Origin of the sequence: Pseudomonas sp. ICMP 561 (assembly GCF_002699985.1) — a bacterium.
Classification (GTDB): Bacteria; Pseudomonadota; Gammaproteobacteria; order Pseudomonadales; family Pseudomonadaceae; genus Aquipseudomonas; species Aquipseudomonas quasicaspiana.
Genome location: NZ_LKBT01000021.1, coordinates 12,717 through 37,827 on the forward strand (window position 1 = coordinate 12,717; position 25,111 = coordinate 37,827).

Consider the following 25,111-nt stretch of genomic DNA (forward strand, 5'->3'; position numbering starts at 1 on the left):
CGCGGTCGAAGCGAGAGCGCTTCAACAAAAAAGTCGAAGTAAAAAATGTTGGGTTACCGCAGGTCACGACGGTTAAGAACGTGATACCTGCGGTACGGAGTTGGTGCGGCGCTTTGGAGGAATCAAGGCGCTGATGGTTTGCCCGGTTTTTTTGCTGCTGGCTTGGCTGCTGGTTTTTTAGGGGCTGGCTTTGCAGGCTGTTCGGCCTGGGTCGCCGTTGGAGCCGGTTTGCTCTTTACGGCAGCCGGCTTGCTTGCGGGCTTGGCAGCCGGTTTAGCGGCAGGTGCCGCCGCTGGCTTGCTGGCCGGTTTTGGGGCAGCTTTCGGAGCGGACTTTGCCGTAGCAGGCTTGGCTTTATCAGCCGCCGGCTTGGCTTCAACCTTTGGCAGCTTCGGCTTGGTTGCCTTGCGGGCGGTGGATTTATCCGGAGCCAGTGCTTCAGCTTTAGCCAGCTTGCGAGCCATTTCCCAATGACGTGCGTCCTGGCCGGAAGGTTTACCTTCCGACTCCCATATCTGATACGCAAACTCGCGAATTCGCTTTTCGTCGGCACTCATCTCGACACTCCCAGGTTTTACTTAGTCTGAATAAACAGGTTTACAGAAAATTCCTCGAGTGCTGCGCTGAGCAGCAACTCCTTGTCAGTTGTGACTACGGCGTCTGAAAAAAGTCCCTTCCAACTTCGATTTGCATCCGCGAACGGTAGAACGACCCGCGTGTCCCCCCAATTTTCTGCATTGATGAATGGAGTTTGGGCAGTACCCAATAGTTCATTGCACAAGCGTGGCACCACAACGATAGCCTGTTCTGCATCAAGAACACGGGCAAATGCCATCACCTTGTCAGCATGGGTGCCTAGCACCTCCAGCGGCACATAGTCGCCGCGACTGAACAGCTCGGAGTGCCCGGCCCGCAGGTTCAACACCTGATGGATAAGCGCTTGCTTGATCCGGCCGTTCTGCCAGGAGCCCAGCAGGTCGCTGACAGTGGACGCCTGACTCAGCGCGTCCTGCCGATCTGCGTAATCAACAGGGCGGCGGTTGTCCGGATCGACCAGAGTGAAGTCCCAGTACTCGGTGCCCTGATACAAATCAGGAACGCCAGGCGCGGTCATACGAAGCAAGGTTTGCGCCAGGCTGTTCAATGCACCGTTGGTAGCAATGCGGTTAGCGGTGGCGCCTAGCGACTGACGCAACGCGAGCCCCTGAGGGCTGAGCAGGATGTTCTGCAGGAACTCCCGGCATGCGCGCTCATACGGTTCATTGGCCGCGCTCCAGCTGCTCTGCAGTTTGGCTTCACGCAGGGCCTTTTCCTGCCACTTGATGAGGCGCTCTGCGTAGTTTTCGAACTCATCCTCCTGCATGTCCAGCGGCCAGCTGCCCAGCATGGCCTGATACAGCATCAGCTCATCGCCAGGGCTGATCGGGTTTTCTTCGCCTTTGAGCGGTACCGCCAACTGGCGCCAGCGCTCCACCTGCTCGCCGTACCAACCGGCGCATTCGCTGAGCACGGCGAGACGAGTGCGGGTGTCTTCACCGCGCTTGTGGTCGTGAGTCGCGGTGGTCAGCAGGTTGTCCGGGAAGGCTTTGATGCGAGCCAGGCAAGCATCGTGAAAATCCTGAACCGGCGCGCTGAAGTGCTGCGGATGAAAGCCTACGTCGTTGCGCGACAGCAATACTGCGCTGCGATAGAACGAGGTGTCTTCCACAGACTTGGCGGCCACCGGCGAGGTGAGTTGCTGGAAGCGCACACAGGCGTTTTTGTTCAACTTGCGTTGCTTGCCCCGTGGCAACTTGCGCCAGGACTCTCCACCCAGCCAGCGCTGCAAGTAATCCAGCACTTGCCAGTCAGCTTCGCTGAGCATGGTGCGTGCGCCTTGCATGGCTTGCTGGAAGAAACGCTCATCTTCCGCAGAGCGCCCGCACACGCTGATGTAGGTCCGATAAATCGGGAAGTTCACCACCAGCGCCAGCAAGGCCCGGCGAATCGCCCCCAGCGTCAGGTCGCGGCTCATCAGGTCACTGCGTGCTACTTGCAGCAAGGATTGCGCGACGTTTTCAAAGTCACCCGCCAGAGTACCGTGCAGCACCAGATCACGTGCTTCAAGCACTTCCTGATCAAAGTCAGCGGTGCGTTCACTGATGCGGCTCCACAGCTCGGCCAGAGGCTCCTGACCCTTGGGGTCATGTTGCAGCAGCGACACCTGATTCATGAATTCATAACCGGTGGTGCCATCGACACCCCAGTCTTGACGCAACGATTCATCAGGGCCAAGGATCTTCTCGACGAAGATTGGTAAATGCGCCAGTTCGGTGCCCGCAGGACGTGCAGCGAGCAGGGTGTTGACCCGGCGGCGCAGTTTCCGGCAGTAGCCGCGTGGATCTGCCAGGCCGTCAATGTGGTCGATGCGTAAACCGTCCACCAGACCTTCGCTGATCAGCTCAAAGATCTTGCCGTGGGTAGCTTCAAATACATTGGAGCGCTCGACTCGCAAGCCACCCAGTTCGTTGATGTCGAAGAAGCGCCGCCAGTTGATATCGTCGCCTGCGGTGCGCCAGCTAGCCAGACGGTAATGCTGGGCCTCCAGCAAGTGATGCAGCCGATCGAAGCCTTCGGGTGTAGTCGAGTCGTAGCGCTGCATCGCCAGCTCAATGGCTTTCATGATCGATTTGTCTTTAACCAGCTCGACCAGTTCGGCGCGGGCTTGTCTGGCTCGTTCCCATGCCTGCGGGAATTGATCAAGTGCGGCAAAGCGCTTGCTCAATTCGTCCAGAAGCGGATTCTCATCGGATTCAAGCAATGGCCCGTAAGTACCAGGGTTGATAGGGAAATGGTGCTGGTAATGCTCGATGTAGAAAACGCCATGGTCGGGGTCGAAGCGCAGCGGAATCTCACCGGCTTGCAATACAGTGCCGTAGTCAGTGCTGAGAAACGGCAGAAGCAGTTGGCCTTTGAGCAACGGATCCGGCGAGTGCCACTGAATGTCGAAGAAGTCAGCGTAGGGACTGCGCCGTCCCCACTCGAGCAGATCAAGCCACCAAGGATTATCGTTACCGCCCACAGCCATGTGATTGGACACGATGTCCAGAATCAGGCCCATGCCTTTTTCACGCAGAGCGCTGACCAGACGACGCAGCGCTGGTTCACCACCGAGTTCCGGGTTGATGACCCGCGGATCGACCACGTCATAACCATGCATCGAACCCGCGCGAGCCTTTAGCAGCGGCGAGGCGTAGATATGGCTGATACCCAGGCTGGCGAAGTAGGGCACCAGCGCTACGGCGTCATCCAGGGTGAAGTCTTTATGAAATTGCAGACGCTGCGTGGCACGCAGGGTTTCCAGGCGCGGGCTCATTGATCACGCTCCGCAGCTTGCAGGCGTGCCTGACACAACAGCTCAACCCGTCGTGCAACGGCTTCGTTGTCCATCAGTGTCGAACTTTCGCCGGGAATACGGCGGCGCCAGTTGGGGTGTTGCGGCGTGTCGCCAGGCAGGTTGAACTGCTCGGTCAGGCCCATTGCGTCTTCCATTGGCAGGAGCACCAGAGGCGCACGGGTGTGGCCGATATAGCGGATGCTGGCGTCGATCATTTGTTCTGCATCCGGACGTCCGTCGCTGAAGTTAGTGGAGTTCTGGCTCAAGACCTGACGCAGCCCCTCGCGTTCGCGATGTCGGTCTGCGCTCCAGTCTTGCGCTTGTTGCTCGTTGACCATGCCCAGACGCAGGTTCCAGGCGATATCGTTCTCCGCCAGCCAACCCGCCAGTGTCGGCAGGTCGTGGGTGCTGGTGGTGGCAAGGGCCTGATCGGACCAGTCGAGGATCGGCTTGAAGTTCGCGTTGTTCTGTTCAAACAGCAGCACGCGCATGCCGAGGATTGCCCGGGCAGCCAGCTTTTCGTGCAGGCCGGGAGGAACAGTGCCCAGATCTTCACCCAGCACGATCGCTTTGTGTCGCCACGATTCAAGGCTCAGCAGCCGGAGCATGTCGTCCAGCGGATAGTTGAGGTAGGCACCTTCGCTGGCGGGTGAGCCTAGTGGCACTACCCACAGACGTTGCAAGCCCATGATGTGGTCGATGCGCAGGCCGCCTGCATGGGCGAAGTTGGCCCGCAGCATTTCAATGAACGCACGGAAACCATTACGCTTCAGGCCTTCAGGAGAAAAAGCGGAAATCCCCCAGCTTTGTCCGGCACGGTTGAGAATGTCCGGCGGCGCACCGACGCTGAGCGCGGAGAGCAATTCATCCTGCCGACTCCATGCCTGACTGCCCGCGCCATCTGCACCGACGGCGAGGTCGGCAATAAGCCCTACACTCATGCCGCTGCTGCGGGCAGCAACTTGTGCACGCTCCAGACCACGGGCCGTCAGCCATTGGGCGAAGGCGTAGAAGCCAATCTGCTCGCTGTGATTGGCGGCAAAGCGGGCGATGGCCTCACTGCGTGGATTCTTGAACTCTTCTGGCCATTCATGCCAGTTATCGCTCATGCCCAGACGCGGGCATTCATCGCGGATGGCCTCGAATCGGCAGTGATTCTCAAGTGCTTCTCCCGCGCTGTGGCGGAAGCTGTTGAAGTCCTCGTGCAGCGGATGATCGCTCCCGCTGAAAGCGTCATACAGCTTGCGCAGCACTTTCCACTTGGCGCTGGCGGCGGCAGGCCAGTCTACCAACGGCAGCGCTTCAAGGCGTTTGAGCTCATCGCTCAGGCCGGACTCTTCAATGGCCATGCGCAACGCGCGCTCACCCAGAATAGCGCCGGGCGAGCAATACAGGCTGTTGAGAAACAGGCGGCTGGAGGGCGAGTAAGGACTGTAGCGATGCGGGTCATTGGCAAACATCGCGTGCACAGGACTGATCGCCAGCGCGTGAGCACCACGTTCTCCGGCAGCGCGAGCAAGACTTTCCAGCGCTTGGGTATCGCCAAAACCGCCGTCGCCTTCGCGGTGCAGGCCATACAATTGAACGGTCAGCCCCCAGGCACGCGGCACGCGGCTGTCGGTCGCCATGGCCATGCTGAAGCAAGTCTTCGGAGCAACAGCGATGGTCAGGTGTTGACCGGCAATGTTCAGTTGCTGATAGCCCACTGAAGCCAGGGCGGGCAGGCTGGCATTAGCGGTCAGGTTGGCGTCGATGGTGGCGCCGTCTTCCAGATGCAGGACGAAAGGCGTGCCCGGTTCAAACCAGGCACTCAGATCCAGGTTGCTGCCATGGTCGACGGTCAGCAAAGGCGGAGGTGTGGGTTGGTGATGGGCAAGCTTCAGGCGTTGCAGGCTGGCGTCTATCTGCAGATTGTCGTCAGCCGGAAAACCCAGGCAGCCCAGAATCTTGCTCAGCACTTCAGGGCTGACCCTTTGCGCCTTTCCGTTTGCATCAATCCAGTCCACGGACAAGCCTGCTTCGGCAGCCAGACTCTCTATTTGCTCATTGCTCATCCCGTTCCTCCAGAACATCGGTTGCTATCAGGCTGACAATGGCCGTGTATGGATTGAGGATGCCTCGCCGGGAAAGTTCTGCCGCATGTGGCAGGGTTTCGAAAACAACGCTGCCGCTTTTCCATTCAGGGGCGGTGACCGCGTGTTCAGTGAGATTGATATCGATGCGCAGCAACGCGCCGTCGCCCATCCTCCAGCGCGCAGACACCGCGCCTTCGCTCAGCACTTCAGCGCCCAAGGCGTGACTGCCTGGCAGGCGAGGGACGATGTGCTGGTGACGAAGCGCCAACAGCTGGCGATAGAGCTCAAGCCAGTTGCGGTGGTCGCTGCCTTTGTCGGTTTCCAGATACACCGCATCAAAAGCCGGTCTGGAGGCTTCGAAGGTTGCCGGATCGTTGGGGTCGGGAATGTGTTCGCGTTTCTCTTCATCAGCAAAGGCTGCGAAGTCGGCAAATTCACTGCGTCGGCCTTCACGCACGGCATCGGCCAGTTCGCCATGATGATCGGTGAAAAACAGAAACGGCTCACTGGCCGCCCATTCATCGCCCATGAACATCAGTGGGATCATCGGTGAGAGTAGCCACAAGGCGGTGGCCGCCCGCAACGCAGGTGCGGAGCAGATTTGCGGCAGACGCTCACCAAAGGCCCGGTTGCCAATCTGATCGTGGTTCTGCAGGAACAGGACAAACGCGCTGGGCGGCAGATGGCCGCTGGATTCGCCGCGGGTATGGCCGTGGCGAGTCGGTTCGCCCTGATAGACAAAGCCTTGGCTGAGCAAGCGCGCCAGCTTCTCGGTGGCCTCGTGAGCGAAGTCGGTGTAATACGCATCGGTCTCGCCAGTCAGCAGCACGTGCAGGGTGTTGTGACCGTCATCGTTCCATTGCGCATCGTAGCCCTGCTCCAGCAGGCTGGCCTGGTTGAACTCGTTCTCCAGGTTAAGCCAGACATGGCGCGGCGCGTCGATCTGCTCACGAACCCTCTGCGCGAACTCCTGCAGGAAGGTGTCGTCCTTGATCGCGTGTACGGCGTCCATCCGCAGACCGTCGAACCGGTATTCAAGCAGCCACATCAGAGCGTTGTCGATGAAGAAATCGCGGACTTCCCGACGCCGGAAATCAATGGAGTCACCCCAAGGGGTCTTCACATCGTTGCGGAAGAATCCTTTGGCGTAGCGCCCCAGATAATTGCCGTCCGGACCGAAGTGGTTGTAGACCACATCAAGGATCACCATCAGGCCGTGGCCGTGGGCAGTATCGATCAGGTGCTTGAGTTGCTCCGGTGTACCGTAGGAGGACTGTGGTGCGTAAGGCAACACACCGTCGTAACCCCAATTTCGCTCACCAGGGAATTGCGCGATAGGCATCAGCTCGATGGCTGTGACCCCAAGCGCTGCCAGACGCTCCAGATGAGCTTCGACCCCGGCATAGCCGCCCAGTGACCCGACGTGCAATTCGTAAATGACAGCCTCGCACCAGGGGCGACCCTGCCAGCCAGTGTTCTGCCATTCATAAGCGAGGGGATCGACCACTACGCTATGTGAGTGGACATCAGAGGATTGGGCGCGGGAGGCAGGATCAGGGACTTCGAGTTCCCCGTCGATGTTGTACCGGTAGCGAGTGCCCGCCGGACAGCGGGCCTCGAGTACAAACCATCCTTCGTTTTGCGGGAGCATGGCCAGAGACTGGCCACCCTCGATTTCTACACTGACGTAATAGGCGTCGGGTGCCCAGAGGGCGAACCGCGTGTGGCCAGAATCCAGTAATACGGCGCCGTGGCGCCAGTTCTCGTCCGTACGCAGAGGCATCCGTTGACCCCTTAATCAATAATGAAGTGCAGTTCCCACGTTCTTTTTCAACAGGTCCTGATAGAGCTCTGCGTAAGGCTCTACCGCTTGGTGCCAGTTAAACGGGGCTGCCATTGCCCGGCAACGCATGGCGTTGATCAGTGCTGAGTTGGAAAACACCTTGAAGGCGCGGTTCAATGCTTCTTTATAGCTTTCGACCGTTGACTCGTTGAACAGGAAGCCGGTGACGCCATCTTCGATGGTGTCAGCCAGGCCGCCGGTGTTGCGAGCGACCGGCAGAGAGCCGAAACGCTGGGCGTACATCTGGCTCAGACCGCAAGGTTCGTAACGCGACGGCATCAGCAGGAAGTCACTGCCTGCGAACATGCGACGGGCGTCGGTTTCATTGAAGCCGATACGTACACCGATTTTCCCCGGGAAGCGTTCTGCCAGGGCGCGCATGGCGTCTTCTTCTTCGGGCTCGCCACGACCGATAATCGCGATCTGGCCACCATTGTTAACGATGTGTTCAGCAACACCGATGGTCAGGTCCAGACCCTTCTGGTAGACCAGACGCGAAACCACGGCGAATAGCGGGCCTGTGGACGGCTCAAGTTCAAACAATTCACGTACGTGGTCGGCGTTGATTTCCTTGCGCTGCCATTCATTAGGCGCGAAGTGGCAAATCAAGTGTTCGTCGGTCGCTGCATCCCAACTGGCGTCAATCCCGTTCGGGATACCGCTGAGCTGGCCGCGGTTGGCTTTATGCTGCAGGAAACCTTCAAGGCCGCAACCGAACTCGGGGGTCGTGATTTCCTTGGCATAGGTCGCGCTGACCGTGGTGATGTGGCTGGCGTAAGCCATACCTGCCTTGATAAATGACAGCTTGCCGTAGAACTCCATACCTTCAGCGCTCAACGCTTCATCCGGAATGCCCAGTTCCCGGGCGGACGCCGTGCTGACAGTGCCCTGATAAGCCAGGTTGTGAATGGTGAAGATCGTAGGAGTGGTCTGTCCGCGCCATTTCATGTAGGCGGGTGCCAGGCCGGCAGGCCAGTCATGAGCGTGAACCAGCTCAGGGCTCCACTGGGTTTTTACTGCGCCGGCTGCAAATTCAGCCGCCGCCAGACCCAGTCGGGCGAAGCGAATATGGTTGTCGGACCAGTCACGTCCTTGGCTGTCGGCGTAAGGCGTACCTTCACGCTCATACAGCTCTGGGCAGATCAGCACGTAAATCACCAGGCCGTCTTTCATGTCCATCCGGCCGATCTTGCAAGGCGGCAGGGCTGCGTGGCCACCCAATTGGCTGATGACGTGAATCGGGTTACCACTGTTAAGCACTTGCGGATAGCCGGGAATCAGCACTCTGACGTCGTGCAGGTGGCGCATGGCGCGCGGCAACGCGGCAGAAACATCACCCAACCCCCCGGTCTTGACCAGGTCAGCCAGTTCAGACGTGACAAACAGGACTTTACGTCTATTGCTCGACACGATCACAGGCTGTGTAACGGCAGGCAGTTGCAGCAGTGGAACGCTCGTCGTAGCGAAGCCTGGCAGATGAGTCAGCTCGCTGGCCGGCTGATTAAAACTCTCTCCCTTCTGGGTTTTGACAGCGGCGCTAATCATCGATTTCTCCCCATTCAATACAGTATCGGTACTGCATCAGATTTGTTATTGGCCATGTCCTATGACCGGGCACACAAGCACTACGCAAGATCAGTACCCATTTACTGTTTGCGTTCTTCACGGACAGACAGGTAGTGCTAAAAACGCGGGCTTAGCCAACAGCATAGGCGCTGTTATCAGATGACCTGTGCGTTGATTGGAAAGTTTCGACTTTTTTTGTGGGAAATGTCTGGGATAGGGTTCGGAGCCTGATTACACGGGGGCAATATCATCCGTTATATGTGGCGAAATGCCGCACTGCTCTATGTTAGAGCGGAAAAAAATCCCATGGGGCATGCCAATGACCGGCCGTCGGATTGTTAGACGATAGTGCTCTTGGGCTTCAGGCGGGCGTGTGGCACGTGCCTACGTGGGGCAAAAATAACCTCCTACAACGACTACGGCCTTTTCTTGGTGCGTGTGTCGCTTATTCCTGGGGCACTCGTAGAATTATCCTGATCTCTGATCGAAACATTTTCGCGCACGTCGGGATAGAATCGGAGGCCTGACTCGGTCGAGTCAGCCATATTCGTGATCACGCAGTCGTATAGAGGATGTAATGGATAGCCCTGAAGTTTTGGTACTGCAAGCCAGCTACACCAACCCGGTGCATGCGCAAGCGATCGGCTTCATGCTCAGTCAGTACGCCGAAGATGTCATGGGCGGTGGTGAGCCGTTATCGATTGATACGCAGCAGCAAGTTGCCATTGAGCTGGCGAAGCGTCCTCACGCGTTCAGTGTCCTGGCCTTCATCGCTGGCGAGCCGGTGGGGCTGGTCAATTGCTTCGAGGGTTTTTCAACCTTTCAGTGTCGGCCATTGGTCAATATTCATGACGTCGCAGTTCTGGGTAAATACCGAGGTTTGGGTATCAGTCAGAAGATGTTGGCAAAGGTCGAAGAAATCGCCCGTCAACGTGGTTGCTGCAAGCTGACCCTGGAAGTGCTGGAAGGCAACGTTGTCGCCCAGGGCGCCTATCGCAAACTCGGCTTCGCGGGCTATGAGCTGGATCCGCAGATGGGCAAGGCCATGTTCTGGCAGAAGACACTGTAATCGCGCTAAACCCGCATAGGGTTTGAACGTTAGACAGGGTGTCCGGTCGGATTTTTAGGTGAAACACCCCGGCAGCGGAGCCTGGAACGATTGGTTCGTAAGAGTTGCCGCACTGTCCCACGTACAGCGCCAGCCCTGTAGGAGGTGTCCGGGTGTCCCTGACAACGCGCTGTCTTGAGGCAAACCTAGAACCTGTAGGAGCGCACGAGCACCGCGAGGCCGCGATAGCGGTGTATCAGACAGGACGCAATCGCTGCCTCGCGGTGCCCGTGGGCTCCTACAGAATACGTTTCAAATCCAGCAGGCAGTGCTGATTAAAAACTCGAATTGAGAATGGTTTTTAGAGCAGAAAAGAAAGGAATTCGGAGGAGGGTGCTGCCACGGGCAAGCCAGCTGATCGGGCTTGCCGCTATTCGTCACGCTGCGTTGCCCAGAGGCAACGAGTGGGGGGTCAGGCTTGAAGTGCGTTGCTGGAGATCATCAACTGCGATTGTTGCAGCATGAGGCTCAAATTAGCGACCTTGCTGAGCAACTGTTCGCGCTCTTCTTTAAGTTGGCGCAGTTCGTCACGACGGATAGTGACATAGAGAGTTTGTGGTGCGGTTGCCGGTAGTACAGTGCCCATTGCTCACCTCGCAAATGGCGGATTCAACATGAAAGGTCTTGGCAAATGACTATCGCGATCCCCGACTCGCCTCTGCTTACCTCTCTATCGGCCACAATTCTGATTTCTTTTGCGCAAAAATGGAACTTTTTTATTTTGGAGGGTCGCGAACGTTTCTTGTTCTTGATTGCTTGTGATTCTCGAATGGTGTCCATTGGCCACCTTGCAGCCCCCGCAGCGCTTGGGATAGCGGGAATTTGCCGCTTTAAAAATCATGCTCATGGCTGGCTCACGACGGAGTGAGCTGTACAATGAGGTAACATTTTTTTGTTTTATCGCGAATTACGGAGCACCAGCATGCAACTTGGAATCATCGGACTGGGCCGCATGGGCGGCAATATCGCAAGACGCCTCATGCTCAATGGCCACACCACCGTGGTGTACGACCGTGATGAAGCGTCTCGCAGCGCCCTTGCCAAGGAAGGGTCGACTGCCGCAGTCGATCTGCCTGCGCTGGTGGCAGCCATGGACAAGCCTCGCGCCATCTGGGTCATGCTCCCTGCAGGCGAGCCTACTGAAGAAACCATCAATGTCCTGAGCGACCTGCTTGATGCAGACGACGTGATCATTGATGGCGGCAACACCTTCTATAAAGACGACGTACGTCGTGCTCAGGCGCTGACAGCCAAGGGGCTACATTATGTCGACGTCGGTACGTCCGGCGGTGTATGGGGTCTTGAGCGCGGCTACTGCATGATGATCGGTGGCGAAGATGAAGTGGTGAGACGCCTTGATCCGCTTTTCGCGACGCTGGCTCCGGGCATGGGCTCTGTCGAGCGCACCAAAGGTCGTAACTCTGCCGATGACCGCGCTGAACGTGGCTACATCCACGCAGGCCCGGCCGGTTCCGGTCACTTCGTGAAGATGATTCACAACGGTATCGAGTACGGCATGATGCAAGCCTTTGCCGAGGGCTTCGATATCCTCAAGCAGAAGAATTCGGAAAACCTGCCGGTCGAGCAACGCTTCGATCTGAACATGGCCGATATCGCCGAAGTCTGGCGTCGCGGCAGCGTTGTCTCTTCATGGCTGCTGGACCTGACTGCCGATGCATTGGCAACCGACCCGCAACTGGACGCTTATTCCGGTGCTGTGGCCGATAGCGGTGAAGGGCGCTGGACCATCGAGGCTGCCATGGAGCAAGCCGTTCCTGTCCCAGTACTCTCCAGTGCACTGTTTGCCCGCTTCCGTTCACGGCAGAAGAGCTCGTACGCAGACAAAATGCTGTCGGCAATGCGCTTTGGTTTCGGCGGTCACAAGGAAGGTCCTAAATAATGGGTTTATCGCGCAGCACTACCCGGCAAACGCCTGAAGTTGCGCCACCCACCACGCTGTTCCTGTTCGGTGCCCATGGGGACCTTGTAAAGCGCCTGTTGATGCCGGCGCTGTACAACCTGAGCAGGGACGGTCTGGTTGATGAAAACCTGTATATCGTTGGCGTTGACCACAACGCGATCAGCGATGCGGATTTTGCGAAAAAGCTCGAGGATTTCATTCGTCAGGAGGCAGCCAGCAAAGTTGCTGATGACGGTAAGGATCCTCTGGATCCGGAGCTGTGGAGCAAACTGGCTGGCCGTATCAGCTATGTGCAGGGCGACTTCCTCGACGACTCCACTTACAGCGATATCGCCGCAAAGATCAAAAGCACCGGCACCGGCAATGCGGTGTTCTACCTGGCAACTGCTCCGCGCTTCTTCAGCGAAGTCGCTAAGCGCCTCGGTTCTTCGGGCTTGCTGAGTGAAGCACCGGGCCAGTTTCGCCGGGTCGTCATCGAAAAACCTTTCGGCTCCGACCTGCCCAGCGCCGTTGCACTCAATGAGTGCCTGCTCAAGGTCATGACCGAGAAGCAGATCTACCGGATCGATCACTATCTGGGCAAAGAGACAGTACAGAACATTCTGGTCAGTCGTTTCTCCAACGCCTTGTTCGAATCCTTCTGGAACAATCACTATATCGACCACGTGCAAATCACTGCCGCCGAAACGGTAGGGGTGGAGACACGCGGCAGTTTTTACGAAAACACCGGTGCGTTGCGGGACATGGTGCCCAATCACCTGTTCCAGTTGCTGGCCATGGTTGCCATGGAGCCCCCGGCAGCCTTCGGAGCCGATGCAGTTCGCGGCGAGAAGGCCAAGGTCATCGGTGCGATTCGCCCCTGGTCTGAAAAGGAGGCACTGGCCAATTCGGTTCGCGGTCAGTACTCGGAAGGCTCCAGGGATGGCGCTGATGTGCCCGGGTATCGTCAGGAAAACAAGGTTGATCCGGCCAGTACCACTGAAACCTACGTGGCCCTCAAGGTCATGATCGATAACTGGCGCTGGGTCGGCGTACCGTTTTACCTGCGCACCGGCAAGCGCATGAGCATGCGCAGCACCGAGATTGCCATTTGCTTCAAGCCAGCGCCCTATGCGCAGTTTCGCGATACCGAAGTCGACCGTATCAAGCCCAACTACCTGCGCATCCATATCCAGCCCAATGAGGGTATGTGGTTTGACCTTTACGCCAAGCGTCCCGGTCCGACCCTTCAAATGGAAGACATCGAGCTGGGCTTTGAGTACAAAGACTTCTTCGAGATGCAGCCGTCTACGGGTTATGAAACCTTGATTTACGACTGCCTCACCGGGGATCAGACCCTGTTCCAGCGCGCCGACAACATTGAAAACGGTTGGCGGGCGGTGCAGCCGTTCCTGGATGCCTGGCAGAACAATCCTCAGGTCGAGCTGTATCCCGCGGGGGGCAATGGACCTGCTTCTGCGGATACATTGCTGGGCAAAGACGGTCGAGAATGGCGGGATATCAATGCCTGAAGTAAAGACACCGCAAGTTCGTTTCGTGCTTTCCGATATCGATGGGACTTTATTGCGTCCCGATCACAGCTTGAGTCAGGCGACGATCGATGCCGTAGCCCGGCTGCGTGATGCCGGAATCCTGTTCACCGTGGCCAGCAGTCGTCCGCCGCGCGCCATGCGCGAACAGATTGAAGCCCTGGGCGTCGATCTACCGACCGCAGGCTTCAACGGTGCCAATATCGTTGCCCCGGACGGCAGCGTCCTGTTTGCTTACCGCATTGACCCGGTAGCTGCACGGACCTGCATCGAGCTGTTCGCCGGATACGACGTAGCCGTGTGGGTGTTCGCCGATGATCAGTGGTTTCTGATCGATCCGCAGGGCGCTTACGTCGAGCACGAACGCACGACTCTTGGTTACGAGCCGGTCCAGGTTGAGAGCTTCGAGCCGTGGCTGGATCGGGTCGACAAGATCGTCGCCGCCAGTACCGATTTCGAGCTCTTGAAGCAGCTCGAAACAACCCTCAACCCGATGATTGAAGGAAAAGCCTTCGCTGCACGTTCGCAGCTTTACTATCTGGATGTGACTGCGCTGGATGCCAACAAAGGCAATGCGCTGGTCACCCTGGCAGGGCAGTTGGGCGTCGACATGGCGCACACCGCTGCACTGGGTGATGGCGGCAACGATGTCGCGATGTTCCATAAAGCCGGGTTTTCAGTTGCCATGGGGCAGGCTGAGGAAAGCGTTCGCAGTCAGGCGGATGTCGTCACCGGCAGTAATCTGGAAGATGGAGTTGCCAGCGCCATTGAGCGCTACATGCTGCCGCGCTGAACGGCTGTTGATGTTTCCCCGATGATGGATGCTGTTCATGGCTGCATTGATCGAAGACTACGCATTGCTCGGCAATTGCAAAACTGCCGCGCTCGTCGCCAGAGATGGCTCGCTGGACTGGCTGTGCTTCCCGCGATTTGATTCACCTGCCTGTTTCGCCGCGCTCTTGGGTGACGTCGACAACGGGCGCTGGAAGCTCGCTCCCAGCCAACCTTTGGTCAATACCGAGCGGCGTTATCGGGAAGGTACCCTGATTCTTGAGACACTGTTCGAAACCTCCACCGGACGCGCCATGCTCATTGACTTCATGCCGCCGGGCGAAGGCAGTCACGTGGTTCGGATGGTCGTTGGCCTGAGTGGGCAGGTGTCTTTCGAGATGGACCTTGCGATTCGCTTTGACTACGGCAGCAGTGTGCCGTGGGTGGAGAACAAAGGCGGCCAGACCCTCACGGCAGTGGCGGGCCCTGAAATGCTGGTGCTGCGTGCCCCTGAGCCGTTGCGCGCATTCGATCACCACACGGGCTGCCATTTCGAGATCGCCGAAGGCCAGCGCCAGGCGTTCGTCCTGACGCATCAGGCGTCTTTTGAAAGCCTTCATGACGCCATCGACGCTGAATCGGCGCTGGCCGAAACCGAGTATTTCTGGCTTGAATTCTCTGATCGCTGCCCTGACGTCGGCCCCTGGACACAGCAGGTCAAACGCTCACTGATCACCTTGAAGGCGATGACCTATCAGCCCACGGGCGGCATTGTCGCGGCGGTCACTACATCGCTGCCTGAGCAACTGGGCGGTGAGCGCAACTGGGATTATCGGTACTGCTGGCTACGTGATGCGACGATGACGCTGCTGGCGTTCATGAATCTCGGTTACTTCGAGGAGGCGGCTGCATGGCGCGAGTGGTTGATGCGTTCGGTGGCTGGTAATCCTGAACAGATACAAATCATGTACGGGCTTGGCGGTGAGAGACGACTGTCAGAGTTCGAATTGCCCTGGCTGAATGGCTACGAAGGCTCGCGCCCTGTGCGCATCGGCAACGGTGCAGCGACGCAGATGCAACTGGACGTCTATGGCGAAGTCGCTGACGCCATGATTCAGGCTATCAGAGGTGGTTTGCCGCGTCCGCCGCGCAGCATCGCGATTTCTCGCGTGATCATGCCGTTTCTGGAAAAAGTCTGGCATATGCCGGACAAGGGAATCTGGGAAATTCGCTCCGAGCCGCGCCATTTTACTCATTCCAAGGTCATGACCTGGGTCGCCTTCGACCGCAATTCGACGTTGCTTGCGGAGTCGGCGCAAACCGAAAAGGAGCGGGCGCTGGCGGTTCACTACCGCAAGGTCGCCGACGACATCCACGCGGATGTCTGCCTGAACGGTTACGACCCGGACATGGGCAGTTTCACGCAGACCTACGGTTCCTCGGCGCTGGATGCCAGTCTGTTGCAGATTGCGCTGACCGGTTTCTTGCCGGTTGATGATCCGCGAGTGATTGGCACGGTTGCGGCCATCGAGAAGCACCTCATTCAGGACGGTCTGCTGTTGCGTTACGACACTGAGCGCAGCGTTGATGGTGTATCCGGTCACGAAGGAACGTTTCTGGTGTGCTCGTTCTGGCTGGCGGACGTTTACGTGCTCATGGGTCGTGAGGAAGAGGCATCGGCGTTATTTGATCGTCTGTGTGGGTTGTGCAACGACCTGGGTTTGCTCGCCGAGCAATACGATCCCAGGGAAAAGCGCATGCTGGGCAACTTTCCTCAGGCGTTCAGCCATATCGGCATTATCAACACCGCCCTCAACCTGCACAGGGTGGTCTGCCCGGTCAAATCACGCGCTGCCAATGAGTCTGCTGCCCTTTAGCTTAATGGGCGCGCCGGAAGGTGAAGTTTATTCGCTGCTCCCCCAGCAATGGGTGACGGCCGGGCTTGATCGGCAGGACACCGTGAAAGCGCAAACGGTCTTCACCACCCCAGACCACGACATCGCCATGCAACAGCGCTACGCGTTGGGTTTTGTCATTGCGCTGATGGCCACCAAAAAGAAAGATTGCAGGTAGCCCGAGGGAAACTGAGACCACCGGCCACTCGTAGTGCTTTTCGTCCTTGTCTTGATGCAGGGACATTTTTGCGCCGGGTATGTACTGGTTGATCAGGCAGGCGTCGGGAACAAAATCCGCAAAGCCGCAGGCTCCGGCCGCACGTTGCGCCAGCGCCATGAATGCCGAGGGTATATCGGGCCATGGCAGTTGGGTCTGCGGATCGATTGGGGTATAGCGGTAGCCGCCACGGTCAGTCATCCAGCCAAAACTGCCGCAACTGCTCAGGGCTGCCGACATGGTGAAGCCGCCCGGCGTCACCATGTGCCGGAAGGGGGCTTTGCTGAGCGTGTCTTCCAGTGCGGGCAGCAAACGCTCAATTTCCGCGAGCGCAAAGCCGCGCAGTACCCAGGAGCAGGGGCCGATCTGCTCCATGGCGGTACTTTGCGGGGGCTCTTCGGCGAACAGGTCGAAGGTGATTGGCGTCGTGCTTTGCCGTTTCATTGAGTGGGAAATCCTTCAGAGTACTGAGGGGCTCTGATGTGCATGGCAGCTTGCTGTCTCGCGGCAAACATAGGATTGGTAGGACCGGATTCATCCGGGAAGGCGGCATTCCCGACGACGATGATGTGGGGGATGTGCCGACCTCTTCCCGAGGCAGCGATGGCTTCCTGTCAGATACACCGCCATCGCGGCCTCGCGGTGCTCGTGCGCTCCTACAGGTCCTATATTTGCTGCGCGACAGCGCGGTGTCAGGGACACCGGGATGTTCCTGCAGGATCAGTGCCGGGACATATCTTGCGCTATCTTGGCCGGTGAAGGGTTTACAGGGCCTTACTGACCTTCACTTCGCTAATCACATCGCCGCTTTCACCGTGCATTTTTTCCAGCGCGCTTCTTGCCTCTTCAACGGAGGCAGACTGTAACTGGGCGAATTCGAAGCGGCGTTCGCCGTTGAGTTTGTAGCTGACGGCGTATTTGGTGGTTCTCGGGGCAGGCGTGTTCACGTTGGCTCCTGATTTTTGGTGGGGATCAGCTCAGTCGAGACGTCGAACGACGGACTATTTTGATCGAATGCGTGAAATTGGTTTTGCGCCCGCCGTTGGTATCCATCTTGCGACCGGCAGTATCAATGGTGATGTTCCAGAAGCCGGTGCTCGGAACAGCGATTTTGGCCGGGAACTTGTCGAATGCACCGCCGTGGTAAGTGTGACGTCCGCCGTTTTTGAAGGTCCGGAAGTTCGAGTCATTCATCAGGCGGATGTTGCAGAGCTGAGAACACTCAATGACGACCAGATCGTCTTCATTGAGGTGCTCACGCTGGTGTACGAATTTCATGGATGTCTCCGACGGTAAGGCTTCTTTCAAAAAATCAAAACGATAACATGGTGCAGGTCCGCATTTATCAGCGATTAAGGTTTTATTGCGGTCATCTCGCTAAAAACGACTTTATCAGGGATTTAATTCCCCTCAGGCTTGTCGTAGCACCTTTACCGGGAGGATTGTATGAAATTGGCTGTCGTGATTTTGGCTCTGGCGATGACTGGCTGCGCCACCGTCGAAGATATCGAACATACCCCAGCGACCATGAACGTGATGTCTGGCAAAACTCCGCAGGAATATACCGACTGCTTCGTTGGCAAAATCGCCAACAGCCGCAAGCCGCCTCTGATCGAACCTCACCATGACGGCCTGCGGGTGATCGTTGCGCAGAAATTCAGCAAAGATCCTGCAGCGATTCTGGACGTTGAAAACCGGTCAGGCGGCAGCACGATCAAAGTTTACGAACGACTGTCCAATATGCCGATCCGTCCCAAGGACGTACAGCATGCTGCGACGTTCTGTATTTCGGGCTAAGACGCTTTACTTGCACACGACCAGTACGCTGCGGTTCTTGTAGTTGCCCACATCGACCCCGAGAGTCTTTTCACTTTCGGGGGGCCGTGGCGTGCCATCGGTACCGACGATCTCGTAGCCAGTCCCTGCGCAGGAAGCATCTGCTTTTTCGTAGCAACTGGCCCAAGACATCGCTTCGCCCGAGCAGTCGATGTTCAAGCCCTGTTTGCCGTTCTTCAAGTACGTGTTGGATGCGGTTGCACAGCCAGTAAGGCCCAGTACAGCGATAATGGACAAAACTCTGATCATGTCTTTGTACTTCTTCAGGAAAGGCGGGGGAGTAGGTTCAAGGGTTTGATGCTATGACAGACACAGAGAGCCATCGTTCCGACATCATTCGATATGCTTCGATCAGGGTTTGTTTCCGGTGCGTCGACGTGAAGCTTTTGGCTGGTCCTGTAAGACCGCGGCTACTTCAATAGCGGCCTCTTCGTTGGCGAATGGGCCCGCGATGGCTTCATCTTCGGCCGAGCAGGCCCACCACTGGCCATCCTGAAGCTTTTTGATCAGGTAACCGTTTATGTTTTTTACTGATGACATTGCAGCGGTCTCGTGGGTGGCTATGCAGTTGCGCATCATAAAGCGTCAGTTGGGTGGCTGTCTCCTGCGCTTTGCGTTGACATAAATCCTACAAGTTAAACCGTGTTCGGCTACGCTTTCGTGACCTTTGGATGCTTGCTGAAATCACCGTCTCTGTTGATCAAAACGGAGTATTTGCGCTGGCAGGAAGTGAATCCGGCGGGTGTGAAACCGGGTGCTCAAAGGCGCTTTGATGTTCTTTAAATCTGAAATCGAGCGGAACTATCTGCTCGAGGATTCCTCTACCATGGCATTGAAAGGCCAGAGGCGGACCATTGTAAGGTGATCGCCGCCTGATTAGACTGCGCCGCTAACGCCAACAGCCCTTATAAAGGACTTTTATGATCAAGAAATGCTTGTTCCCCGCAGCCGGTTACGGCACTCGCTTTTTGCCAGCGACCAAAGCCATGCCCAAAGAGATGCTGCCAGTGGTCAACAAGCCGCTGATCCAATACGGCGTGGAAGAAGCTCTTGCTGCAGGCCTTAATGAAATTTCCATCGTCACCGGTCGTGGCAAGCGCGCGCTGGAAGACCATTTCGACATCAGCTACGAGCTGGAAACCCAGATCAAGGGCACGGACAAGGAAAAATACCTGGTTGGCATTCGTAAACTGATCGACGAGTGCAGCTTTTCCTACACTCGCCAGACTGAAATGAAGGGTCTGGGCCACGCAATCCTCAGCGGTCGTCCACTGATCGGTAATGAGGCATTTGCTGTCGTGCTGGCTGACGACTTGTGCGTCAATCTTGAAGGTGAAGGCGTGCTGGCGCAGATGGTCAAACTGCACAAGCACTATGGCTGCTCGATTGTTGCAATCCAGGAAGTGCCTGCCAACGAAACGCACAAATATGGCGTTATCGCGGGTGAAGAAATCAAGCCGGGCCTGTTCCGTGTCACTGACATGGTCGAAAAGCCGAAGCCTGAAGATGCGCCTTCCAACCTGGCGATCATTGGTCGTTACATTTTGACGCCGGACATCTTCGCGAAGATCGAAGCGACTGAGCCAGGCAAAGGCGGCGAAATCCAGATCACCGACGCTTTGATGAAGCAGGCGGCAGAAGGCAACGTCCTGGCTTACAAATTTAAAGGCACTCGTTTCGACTGCGGCGGCGCTGAAGGGTACATCGAAGCAACCAACTTCTGCTTCGAGCACTTCTACAAGAAAGGCAGTTAAGCAACCGGGAATTCCTCAGGTTTGCTTGCTGGACAAAGCCACCTTCGGGTGGCTTTGTCGTTTCTGACTGATATGCTGTAGCTCTGTTTAGGAGATTTGCATGGCTTACGACTTCGACCTTTTTGTCATCGGTGCCGGATCTGGCGGTGTGCGCGCCGGGCGTTTTGCTGCTGGTTTTGGTGCGCGCGTGGCAGTCGCCGAGAGCCGCTATCTGGGCGGCACTTGCGTCAACGTAGGCTGCGTGCCGAAAAAACTGTTGGTTTATGGTGCGCATTACGCTGAAGATTTCGAGCAGGCAAAAAGCTTTGGCTGGACGACCGGAGAGCCGGGCTTCGATTGGCAAACGCTGATTGCCAACAAGGATCGCCAGATCCAGCACCTCAACGGCATTTATCGCAACCTGCTGGTTAACAGCGGAGTGACGTTGCTTGAGGGGCATGCTGCGCTCAAAGGGCCCCATGAGGTTGAAGTCAACGGTCAGATCTACACCGCTGAACATATTCTGATTGCTGTCGGTGGCTGGCCACAGGTGCCGGATATTCCCGGTCGCGAGCACGCCATTACCTCCAACGAGGCGTTTCATCTCAACCAGCTTCCAAAACGTATCGTAGTCGTCGGCGGCGGCTATATCGCGGTCGAGTTCGCCTCGATTTTCCACGGCCTTGGCGCTGACACCACGCTGATGTATCGCGGGGAAATGTTCCTGCGCGGCTTTGATGGCAGCGTGCGCACTCATTTGCACGAGGAGCTGACCAAGCGCGGCATGGATGTGCGATTCAATGCGGACATCGAGCGCATCGAAAAGCAGGCTGATGGCAGTCTTCAGCTACTCCTCAAGAATGGTGAGCAGGTGAACACCGACTGCGTGTTCTATGCTACCGGGCGTCGTCCGATGCTCGATAACCTCGGGCTGGAGCACGTCAACGTCAAGCTAGACGAAAAAGGCTTTGTCGAAGTTGATGAGAATTACCAAAGCAGCGAACCGTCGATTCTGGCCATCGGCGATGTCATCGGTCGTGTGCAACTGACACCGGTGGCGCTGGCTGAGGGCATGGCTGTAGCGCGACGTTTGTTCAAGCCTGAAGATTACCGGGCGGTTGAATACACGCATATTCCAACCGCTGTTTTCAGTCTGCCCAACATTGGCACCGTCGGCCTTACGGAAGAAGATGCCCGCAAGGCGGGTCATGAGGTCAAGATCTTCGAAAGCAGCTTCCGCCCCATGAAGCTCACGCTGACCGATAATCAGGAACGGACGCTGATGAAACTGGTGGTCGATGCCAAAACAGACAAGGTGCTGGGTTGCCATATGGTCGGTCCGGAGGCAGGTGAAATCATTCAGGGATTGGCTATTGCCCTGAAAGCTGGTGCCACCAAGCGCCAGTTTGACGACACGATTGGCGTGCACCCGACACTGGCTGAAGAGTTCGTCACCATGCGCTCACCGGTGGACCGTTAAGCGTTCGCTCCATAAATGATATATGCCCGGGATTCAGGATGAAGGCCGGGCTGATTCCACTTTCCAGGAAGGACACCCGCAATGAGCAGTCAATTTATTTGGGCGGCGATGCCATTGAATTTCGACGAGCAAGATATAGGTTCTATGCGCAACATTGATGCGTTGCTTGAGAGTGAGCGGCAGTTTCGCAGCCTGGCTGACAACATGAGTCAGTTAGCATGGACAGCGGACTCTGCCGGAAATATCTATTGGTACAACGAGCGCTGGTATACCTATACCGGGGCCTCTCTCGAGGCCATGCGCGCATTGGGTTGGCGTTCGGTGCATCATCCGGAGCACGTCGCCCGGGTGACGGCGCGGCTCACGCACTGTTTCGCGACCGGCTCGATCTGGGAGGACACGTTCCCGTTGCGCAGCAAGAGCGGTGCATACAGCTGGTTCCTGGCGCGGGCCTTGCCGATTCGCGATGAGCACGGACACATAACCCACTGGCTCGGGACTCACACCGATATCACTGCCCAGGTCAATGCTGAAGAAGCGCTCCGTGAGCTCAATGAAAGCCTTGAGTTGCGAGTGGCCGAACGTACCCGCGAACTGGCTAGTATCAATGAATTGCTGCAGATCGAAATGGCCGAGCGTGAGCAGGCTGAAGAGGCGTTGCGGCACGCGCAGAAAATGGACGCCATTGGGCAGCTCACCGGTGGTATCGCCCATGACTTCAACAACATGCTGACCGGCGTACTGGGTGCGCTGGATCTGATGCAGCGGCGCATTGCCGCTGGCCGTAGCAATGAAATTGATCGCTACATCACGGCCGCCATGACCTCTGCCAATCGGGCTGCAGCCCTTACTCATCGTCTGCTCGCTTTTGCCCGTAGGCAATCGCTGAACAATAGTGCTGTCGATGTCAATCGGATGGTGGCGTCTATGCAGGAACTGTTGGCGCGAACCATCGGGGAAAGCATCGAGTTGCGTATCGAACTGAACGATGGCCTGCAACTGACCAGTACGGATGAGCACCAGTTGGAAAACGCATTGCTCAATCTGGTCATCAATGCCCGGGATGCGATGCCTGATGGGGGGCAGCTGACCGTGTCCAGCGAGCACGTCAGTGTTGAGGGTCGATCGAGCGAGATTTCGGCGGGTGAGTATGTTCGTCTAAGTGTCCGTGATACTGGTTCAGGTATGTCTGACGATGTTCTGGGCCGGGCTTTTGACCCTTTCTTCACGACTAAACCGATTGGGCAGGGCACCGGGCTGGGTTTGTCCATGGTCTACGGTTTTATCAAGCAGACTGGAGGTCACGTTGTGATCGACAGCGCTGAGGGGCAGGGTACGGCGGTGCAGCTTTACTTGCCTTGCCACCACGATGTGAGTGAGCGCAGTCCGGTCGTCATTGATGGGCCGCAAGCGCCGCGCGCAGTCAATGGCGAGTGCGTGCTGGTGGTTGAAGACGAAGAGCCGGTTCGGATGCTGATGGTCGATGTGTTGCAGGAGCTGGGATATTCGACCCTGGAAGCGGCTGACAGCAAGGCCGCATTATCTTACTTGCAGAGCTCGAAGCGCGTTGACTTACTGGTCAGTGATGTGGGGCTGCCGGGGCTGAACGGGCGTCAGTTGGCCGAAATAGCCCGGCAATACAGGCCCGGGTTGCGCGTCCTGTTCGTGACCGGCTATGCACCTGAAGCTCAGGTCCGTGGAGACTTTCTCGGGAGCGGAATGGACATGATGACCAAGCCCTTTACTGTCGATGAGCTGGGATTGCGCGTGCGAACCATGCTTGAGCAGCGTGAGCAAGCCTGATCATTTTGCGGGTTTTGAAGGTTTTGGCTTGGCCTTCGCCTGAGTGGCTCGCAGGTTTTCAAGGGCCAGTTCGGTCTTGATCAGTATCAGTTCCACTACTCGGTTCTGCTGCAATTGGTCAGTCAGTTGCTGGCGAGTGTCCGCACTTTCCTGTTGTGCCGCTCGGGCACGCTCTTCCAGCAGGGCGCAGCGGGTTTCCAATTGTTGGAGCTGTTCAATGGCGCCTGCTACCTGAGCCGCTTTTTTGTCCAATTGATCATTCTGACTGTTCAGTTCACGCTGGGCGCTGCGGTTTTCTGCCAGCAGGCGCTCGTTGTCACGAGTGAGTCGGGTGATTTCTACCTGATGCTGCGTAGCGATCTTCTTCGCCTGACGCAGCTCTGCTTCCTGCTCGTCGTTACGCCGCAGCGATAGCTCACGCTGCTCTTTCGCAGATTCGCGGGCGTCCAGGTTTTTCTCTTCCAGTGAGCGGATTTGTTCATCTTTTTCAGCCAGGCGCGTCGCCGCATCCTGATTGATCTGAGTCAGCCGGGCGTTGTGGGTCTGCTCGATCTGCAGTCGTTCGCGAGTTGCGAGAAGGGTGGCGGCTTGCTCCTTGAGTTGTTCTGTCTTGCGTTCCAGTCGCGTGTTGGTTTCTGCAAGTTGATTCTGGGTCTTCAGTAATTCTTCCTGTTGCAACTGGCAGGTTGCGTCAAAGCGCGACCGTGCGTCGTCTATGGTTTCTTGTGCCTGACCTTGCAGGCGATGGGCAAGGCGGGTAACCAGCCCGGTCAGCTCGTCGCTGATATCAGCCGGGGTTGTACCTGCCCGGTCAGCTGCGTCCAGCTCTCTTAAATGGCGATGAATCGTTGTTTTAGAGCCCGTGTTGCCCATTTCAATACGTACCGAATCGATGCTCGGGTGCTCGCCGCGGGCCATCAATGCCAGGCGCGCCGTCTGTACTAATGCCTTGCTTACGCCGCCCCGGGCCATTTTGATCGCCTTTATTTCATACTGTGGTATGTACCCTGTAATTACATACTAAATTTGAAATTATATCGAATGGAGTTTTATTTCGCAGGAGGGCACGAGCAATGCGAGGCCGCGAAGGTGTCCTGCCTGAGACACCGCCATCGCGGACTCGCGGTGCTAGTGCGCTCCTACAGATCCACTGTTGGCGGTGCGATAGCGCGGCGTCTGAACGAAGCGTCCGTTCCTACAGGTTCAGTGTTTGTCAGATGAAGGCACAACGCCTGGATTTACGGGCATACCATTTCCTTCTATTAATAAGCTGCTGTTATAGAGAAAACCAATCGACTACATCAGGTTTGCCAATGAGCCTGCATAGGTCATTATGCGTAAGCTCTGTTCCATCGAATTAACAACCCCCTAGGAGAACCACCGATGCCTATCATCAACAGCCAGGTAAAACCGTTCAAAGCCACTGCATTCCAGAACGGCTCTTTCGTAGACGTGTCTGAAGCTGACTTCAAAGGCAAATGGTCTGTCGTCTTCTTTTACCCAGCAGACTTCACCTTCGTATGCCCAACCGAACTGGAAGACCTTGCTGACAACTACGCTGACTTCAAAAAGCTCGGCGTTGAAATCTATGGCGTGTCGACTGACACCCACTTTGCCCACGCTGCATGGCACAACACTTCGCCAGCCATTGGCAAAATCCAGTACCCGTTGATCGGTGACCCGACCCACATCCTGTCCCGTAACTTCGACGTACTGATCGAAGAAGCTGGCCTGGCTGACCGCGGTACTTTCGTGATCAACCCTGAAGGTCAGATCAAAATCGTTGAGCTGAACGATGGTGGTGTTGGTCGTGACGCGTCCGAGCTGCTGCGCAAAGTAAAAGCTGCCCAATACGTCGCTGCTCACCCAGGTGAAGTCTGCCCGGCTAAATGGAAAGAAGGCGAAGCCACTCTGGCTCCATCTTTGGACCTGGTCGGCAAGATCTAAGCCGCATGCAT

At 56.9% G+C, this 25,111-nt stretch carries 22 protein-coding genes and 1 pseudogene; 11 read left to right on the forward strand and 12 right to left on the reverse strand.

The annotated features are described in order from the left end of the window. Positions 1–122: 122 nt before the first annotated feature. From AO242_RS15900 to glgA, 5 genes are read right to left on the reverse strand one after another with little or no spacing between them, the layout of a single operon-like run. Complete coding sequence (locus tag AO242_RS15900) at positions 123–557, reverse strand: DUF2934 domain-containing protein (protein WP_099269488.1); 435 nt, start codon at positions 555–557, stop codon at positions 123–125. A 17-nt stretch (positions 558–574) separates the two neighbouring features. Beyond that, positions 575–3,355, reverse strand: coding sequence for a malto-oligosyltrehalose synthase (locus tag AO242_RS15905; RefSeq protein WP_099269489.1), 2,781 nt, complete (start codon positions 3,353–3,355; stop codon positions 575–577). Then, positions 3,352–5,430, reverse strand: a complete 2,079-nt coding sequence (gene malQ / locus AO242_RS15910; RefSeq protein WP_099269490.1) for a 4-alpha-glucanotransferase — start codon at positions 5,428–5,430, stop codon at positions 3,352–3,354. Before malQ ends, AO242_RS15905 begins: the two co-directional genes overlap by 4 nt. Then, entirely contained in the window at positions 5,420–7,234 is a 1,815-nt protein-coding gene (gene treZ, locus AO242_RS15915) for a malto-oligosyltrehalose trehalohydrolase (RefSeq protein WP_099269491.1), read from the reverse strand. The genes malQ and treZ overlap by 11 nt, the downstream gene beginning before the upstream one ends. A 15-nt stretch (positions 7,235–7,249) precedes the next feature. Beyond that, positions 7,250–8,839 carry a glycogen synthase GlgA gene (glgA, locus tag AO242_RS15920; protein WP_027902675.1) on the reverse strand — a complete coding sequence of 530 codons (1,590 nt, stop codon included), beginning with the start codon at positions 8,837–8,839 and terminating at the stop codon, positions 7,250–7,252. Positions 8,840–9,437: 598 nt separating this feature from the next. On the opposite strand from glgA, the gene AO242_RS15925 reads away from it, so the two are divergent. Beyond that, positions 9,438–9,929 (forward strand): GNAT family N-acetyltransferase, encoded by a 492-nt coding sequence (locus AO242_RS15925; RefSeq protein ID WP_027902676.1) that lies wholly within the window; start codon positions 9,438–9,440, stop codon positions 9,927–9,929. 451 nt (positions 9,930–10,380) lie between these two features. Here the strand turns inward: AO242_RS15925 and AO242_RS15930 are convergent, their stop codons facing one another. After that, entirely contained in the window at positions 10,381–10,554 is a 174-nt protein-coding gene (locus AO242_RS15930; protein WP_099269492.1) for a DUF6026 family protein, read from the reverse strand. A 45-nt stretch (positions 10,555–10,599) separates the two neighbouring features. Between AO242_RS15930 and AO242_RS15935 the strand changes: the two genes are divergently transcribed. From AO242_RS15935 to AO242_RS15955, 5 genes are read left to right on the forward strand one after another with little or no spacing between them, the layout of a single operon-like run. Then, positions 10,600–10,836 (forward strand): hypothetical protein, encoded by a 237-nt coding sequence (locus tag AO242_RS15935; protein ID WP_099269493.1) that lies wholly within the window; start codon positions 10,600–10,602, stop codon positions 10,834–10,836. 54 nt (positions 10,837–10,890) lie between these two features. Continuing rightward, complete coding sequence (gene gnd, locus AO242_RS15940) at positions 10,891–11,868, forward strand: phosphogluconate dehydrogenase (NAD(+)-dependent, decarboxylating) (RefSeq protein WP_099269494.1); 978 nt, start codon at positions 10,891–10,893, stop codon at positions 11,866–11,868. Beyond that, on the forward strand, positions 11,868–13,400 hold the full coding sequence (gene zwf, locus AO242_RS15945; protein ID WP_099269495.1) for a glucose-6-phosphate dehydrogenase: 1,533 nt from the start codon (positions 11,868–11,870) through the stop codon (positions 13,398–13,400). Before gnd ends, zwf begins: the two co-directional genes overlap by 1 nt. Beyond that, positions 13,393–14,211 (forward strand): HAD family hydrolase, encoded by an 819-nt coding sequence (locus AO242_RS15950; protein ID WP_099269496.1) that lies wholly within the window; start codon positions 13,393–13,395, stop codon positions 14,209–14,211. Before zwf ends, AO242_RS15950 begins: the two co-directional genes overlap by 8 nt. Before the next feature lie 37 nt (positions 14,212–14,248). Then, complete coding sequence (locus AO242_RS15955; RefSeq protein ID WP_099269497.1) at positions 14,249–16,066, forward strand: glycoside hydrolase family 15 protein; 1,818 nt, start codon at positions 14,249–14,251, stop codon at positions 16,064–16,066. Position 16,067: 1 nt separating this feature from the next. Here AO242_RS15955 and alkB read toward each other — a convergent pair whose 3' ends face one another. The 3 genes from alkB to AO242_RS15970 form a co-directional block, all read right to left on the reverse strand. Then, a complete protein-coding gene (gene alkB, locus AO242_RS15960; RefSeq protein ID WP_099269498.1) occupies positions 16,068–16,745 on the reverse strand; it encodes a DNA oxidative demethylase AlkB in 678 nt (225 codons plus the stop codon). A 320-nt stretch (positions 16,746–17,065) separates the two neighbouring features. Next, positions 17,066–17,248: a hypothetical protein gene (locus AO242_RS15965; RefSeq protein WP_027902682.1), complete on the reverse strand. Its 183-nt coding sequence runs from the start codon at positions 17,246–17,248 to the stop codon at positions 17,066–17,068. A gap of 25 nt (positions 17,249–17,273) precedes the next feature. After that, positions 17,274–17,579 (reverse strand): DUF1883 domain-containing protein, encoded by a 306-nt coding sequence (locus tag AO242_RS15970; protein ID WP_095097853.1) that lies wholly within the window; start codon positions 17,577–17,579, stop codon positions 17,274–17,276. 168 nt (positions 17,580–17,747) lie between these two features. On the opposite strand from AO242_RS15970, the gene AO242_RS15975 reads away from it, so the two are divergent. Next, complete coding sequence (locus AO242_RS15975; RefSeq protein WP_099269499.1) at positions 17,748–18,098, forward strand: hypothetical protein; 351 nt, start codon at positions 17,748–17,750, stop codon at positions 18,096–18,098. A gap of 6 nt (positions 18,099–18,104) precedes the next feature. Here the strand turns inward: AO242_RS15975 and AO242_RS15980 are convergent, their stop codons facing one another. Then, entirely contained in the window at positions 18,105–18,386 is a 282-nt protein-coding gene (locus tag AO242_RS15980) for a hypothetical protein (protein WP_099269500.1), read from the reverse strand. A 102-nt stretch (positions 18,387–18,488) separates the two neighbouring features. Further along, positions 18,489–18,677 carry a hypothetical protein gene (locus AO242_RS15985; RefSeq protein ID WP_099269511.1) on the reverse strand — a complete coding sequence of 63 codons (189 nt, stop codon included), beginning with the start codon at positions 18,675–18,677 and terminating at the stop codon, positions 18,489–18,491. A 380-nt stretch (positions 18,678–19,057) separates the two neighbouring features. On the opposite strand from AO242_RS15985, the gene galU reads away from it, so the two are divergent. The 3 genes and pseudogenes from galU to AO242_RS16000 form a co-directional block, all read left to right on the forward strand. Beyond that, entirely contained in the window at positions 19,058–19,891 is an 834-nt protein-coding gene (gene galU / locus AO242_RS15990) for a UTP--glucose-1-phosphate uridylyltransferase GalU (protein WP_027902687.1), read from the forward strand. Between the two features lie 100 nt (positions 19,892–19,991). Beyond that, on the forward strand, positions 19,992–21,350 hold the full coding sequence (gorA, locus tag AO242_RS15995; protein ID WP_099269501.1) for a glutathione-disulfide reductase: 1,359 nt from the start codon (positions 19,992–19,994) through the stop codon (positions 21,348–21,350). A 144-nt stretch (positions 21,351–21,494) separates the two neighbouring features. Then, positions 21,495–23,153, forward strand: a pseudogene (locus AO242_RS16000) (ATP-binding protein); the annotation flags it as partial. Here the strand turns inward: AO242_RS16000 and AO242_RS16005 are convergent. Then, entirely contained in the window at positions 23,154–24,125 is a 972-nt protein-coding gene (locus AO242_RS16005) for a DNA-binding protein (RefSeq protein ID WP_099269502.1), read from the reverse strand. It lies immediately after the preceding pseudogene. A gap of 411 nt (positions 24,126–24,536) precedes the next feature. Between AO242_RS16005 and ahpC the strand changes: the two genes are divergently transcribed. After that, positions 24,537–25,100 (forward strand): alkyl hydroperoxide reductase subunit C, encoded by a 564-nt coding sequence (gene ahpC / locus AO242_RS16010; protein WP_027902690.1) that lies wholly within the window; start codon positions 24,537–24,539, stop codon positions 25,098–25,100. Positions 25,101–25,111: the final 11 nt, after the last annotated feature.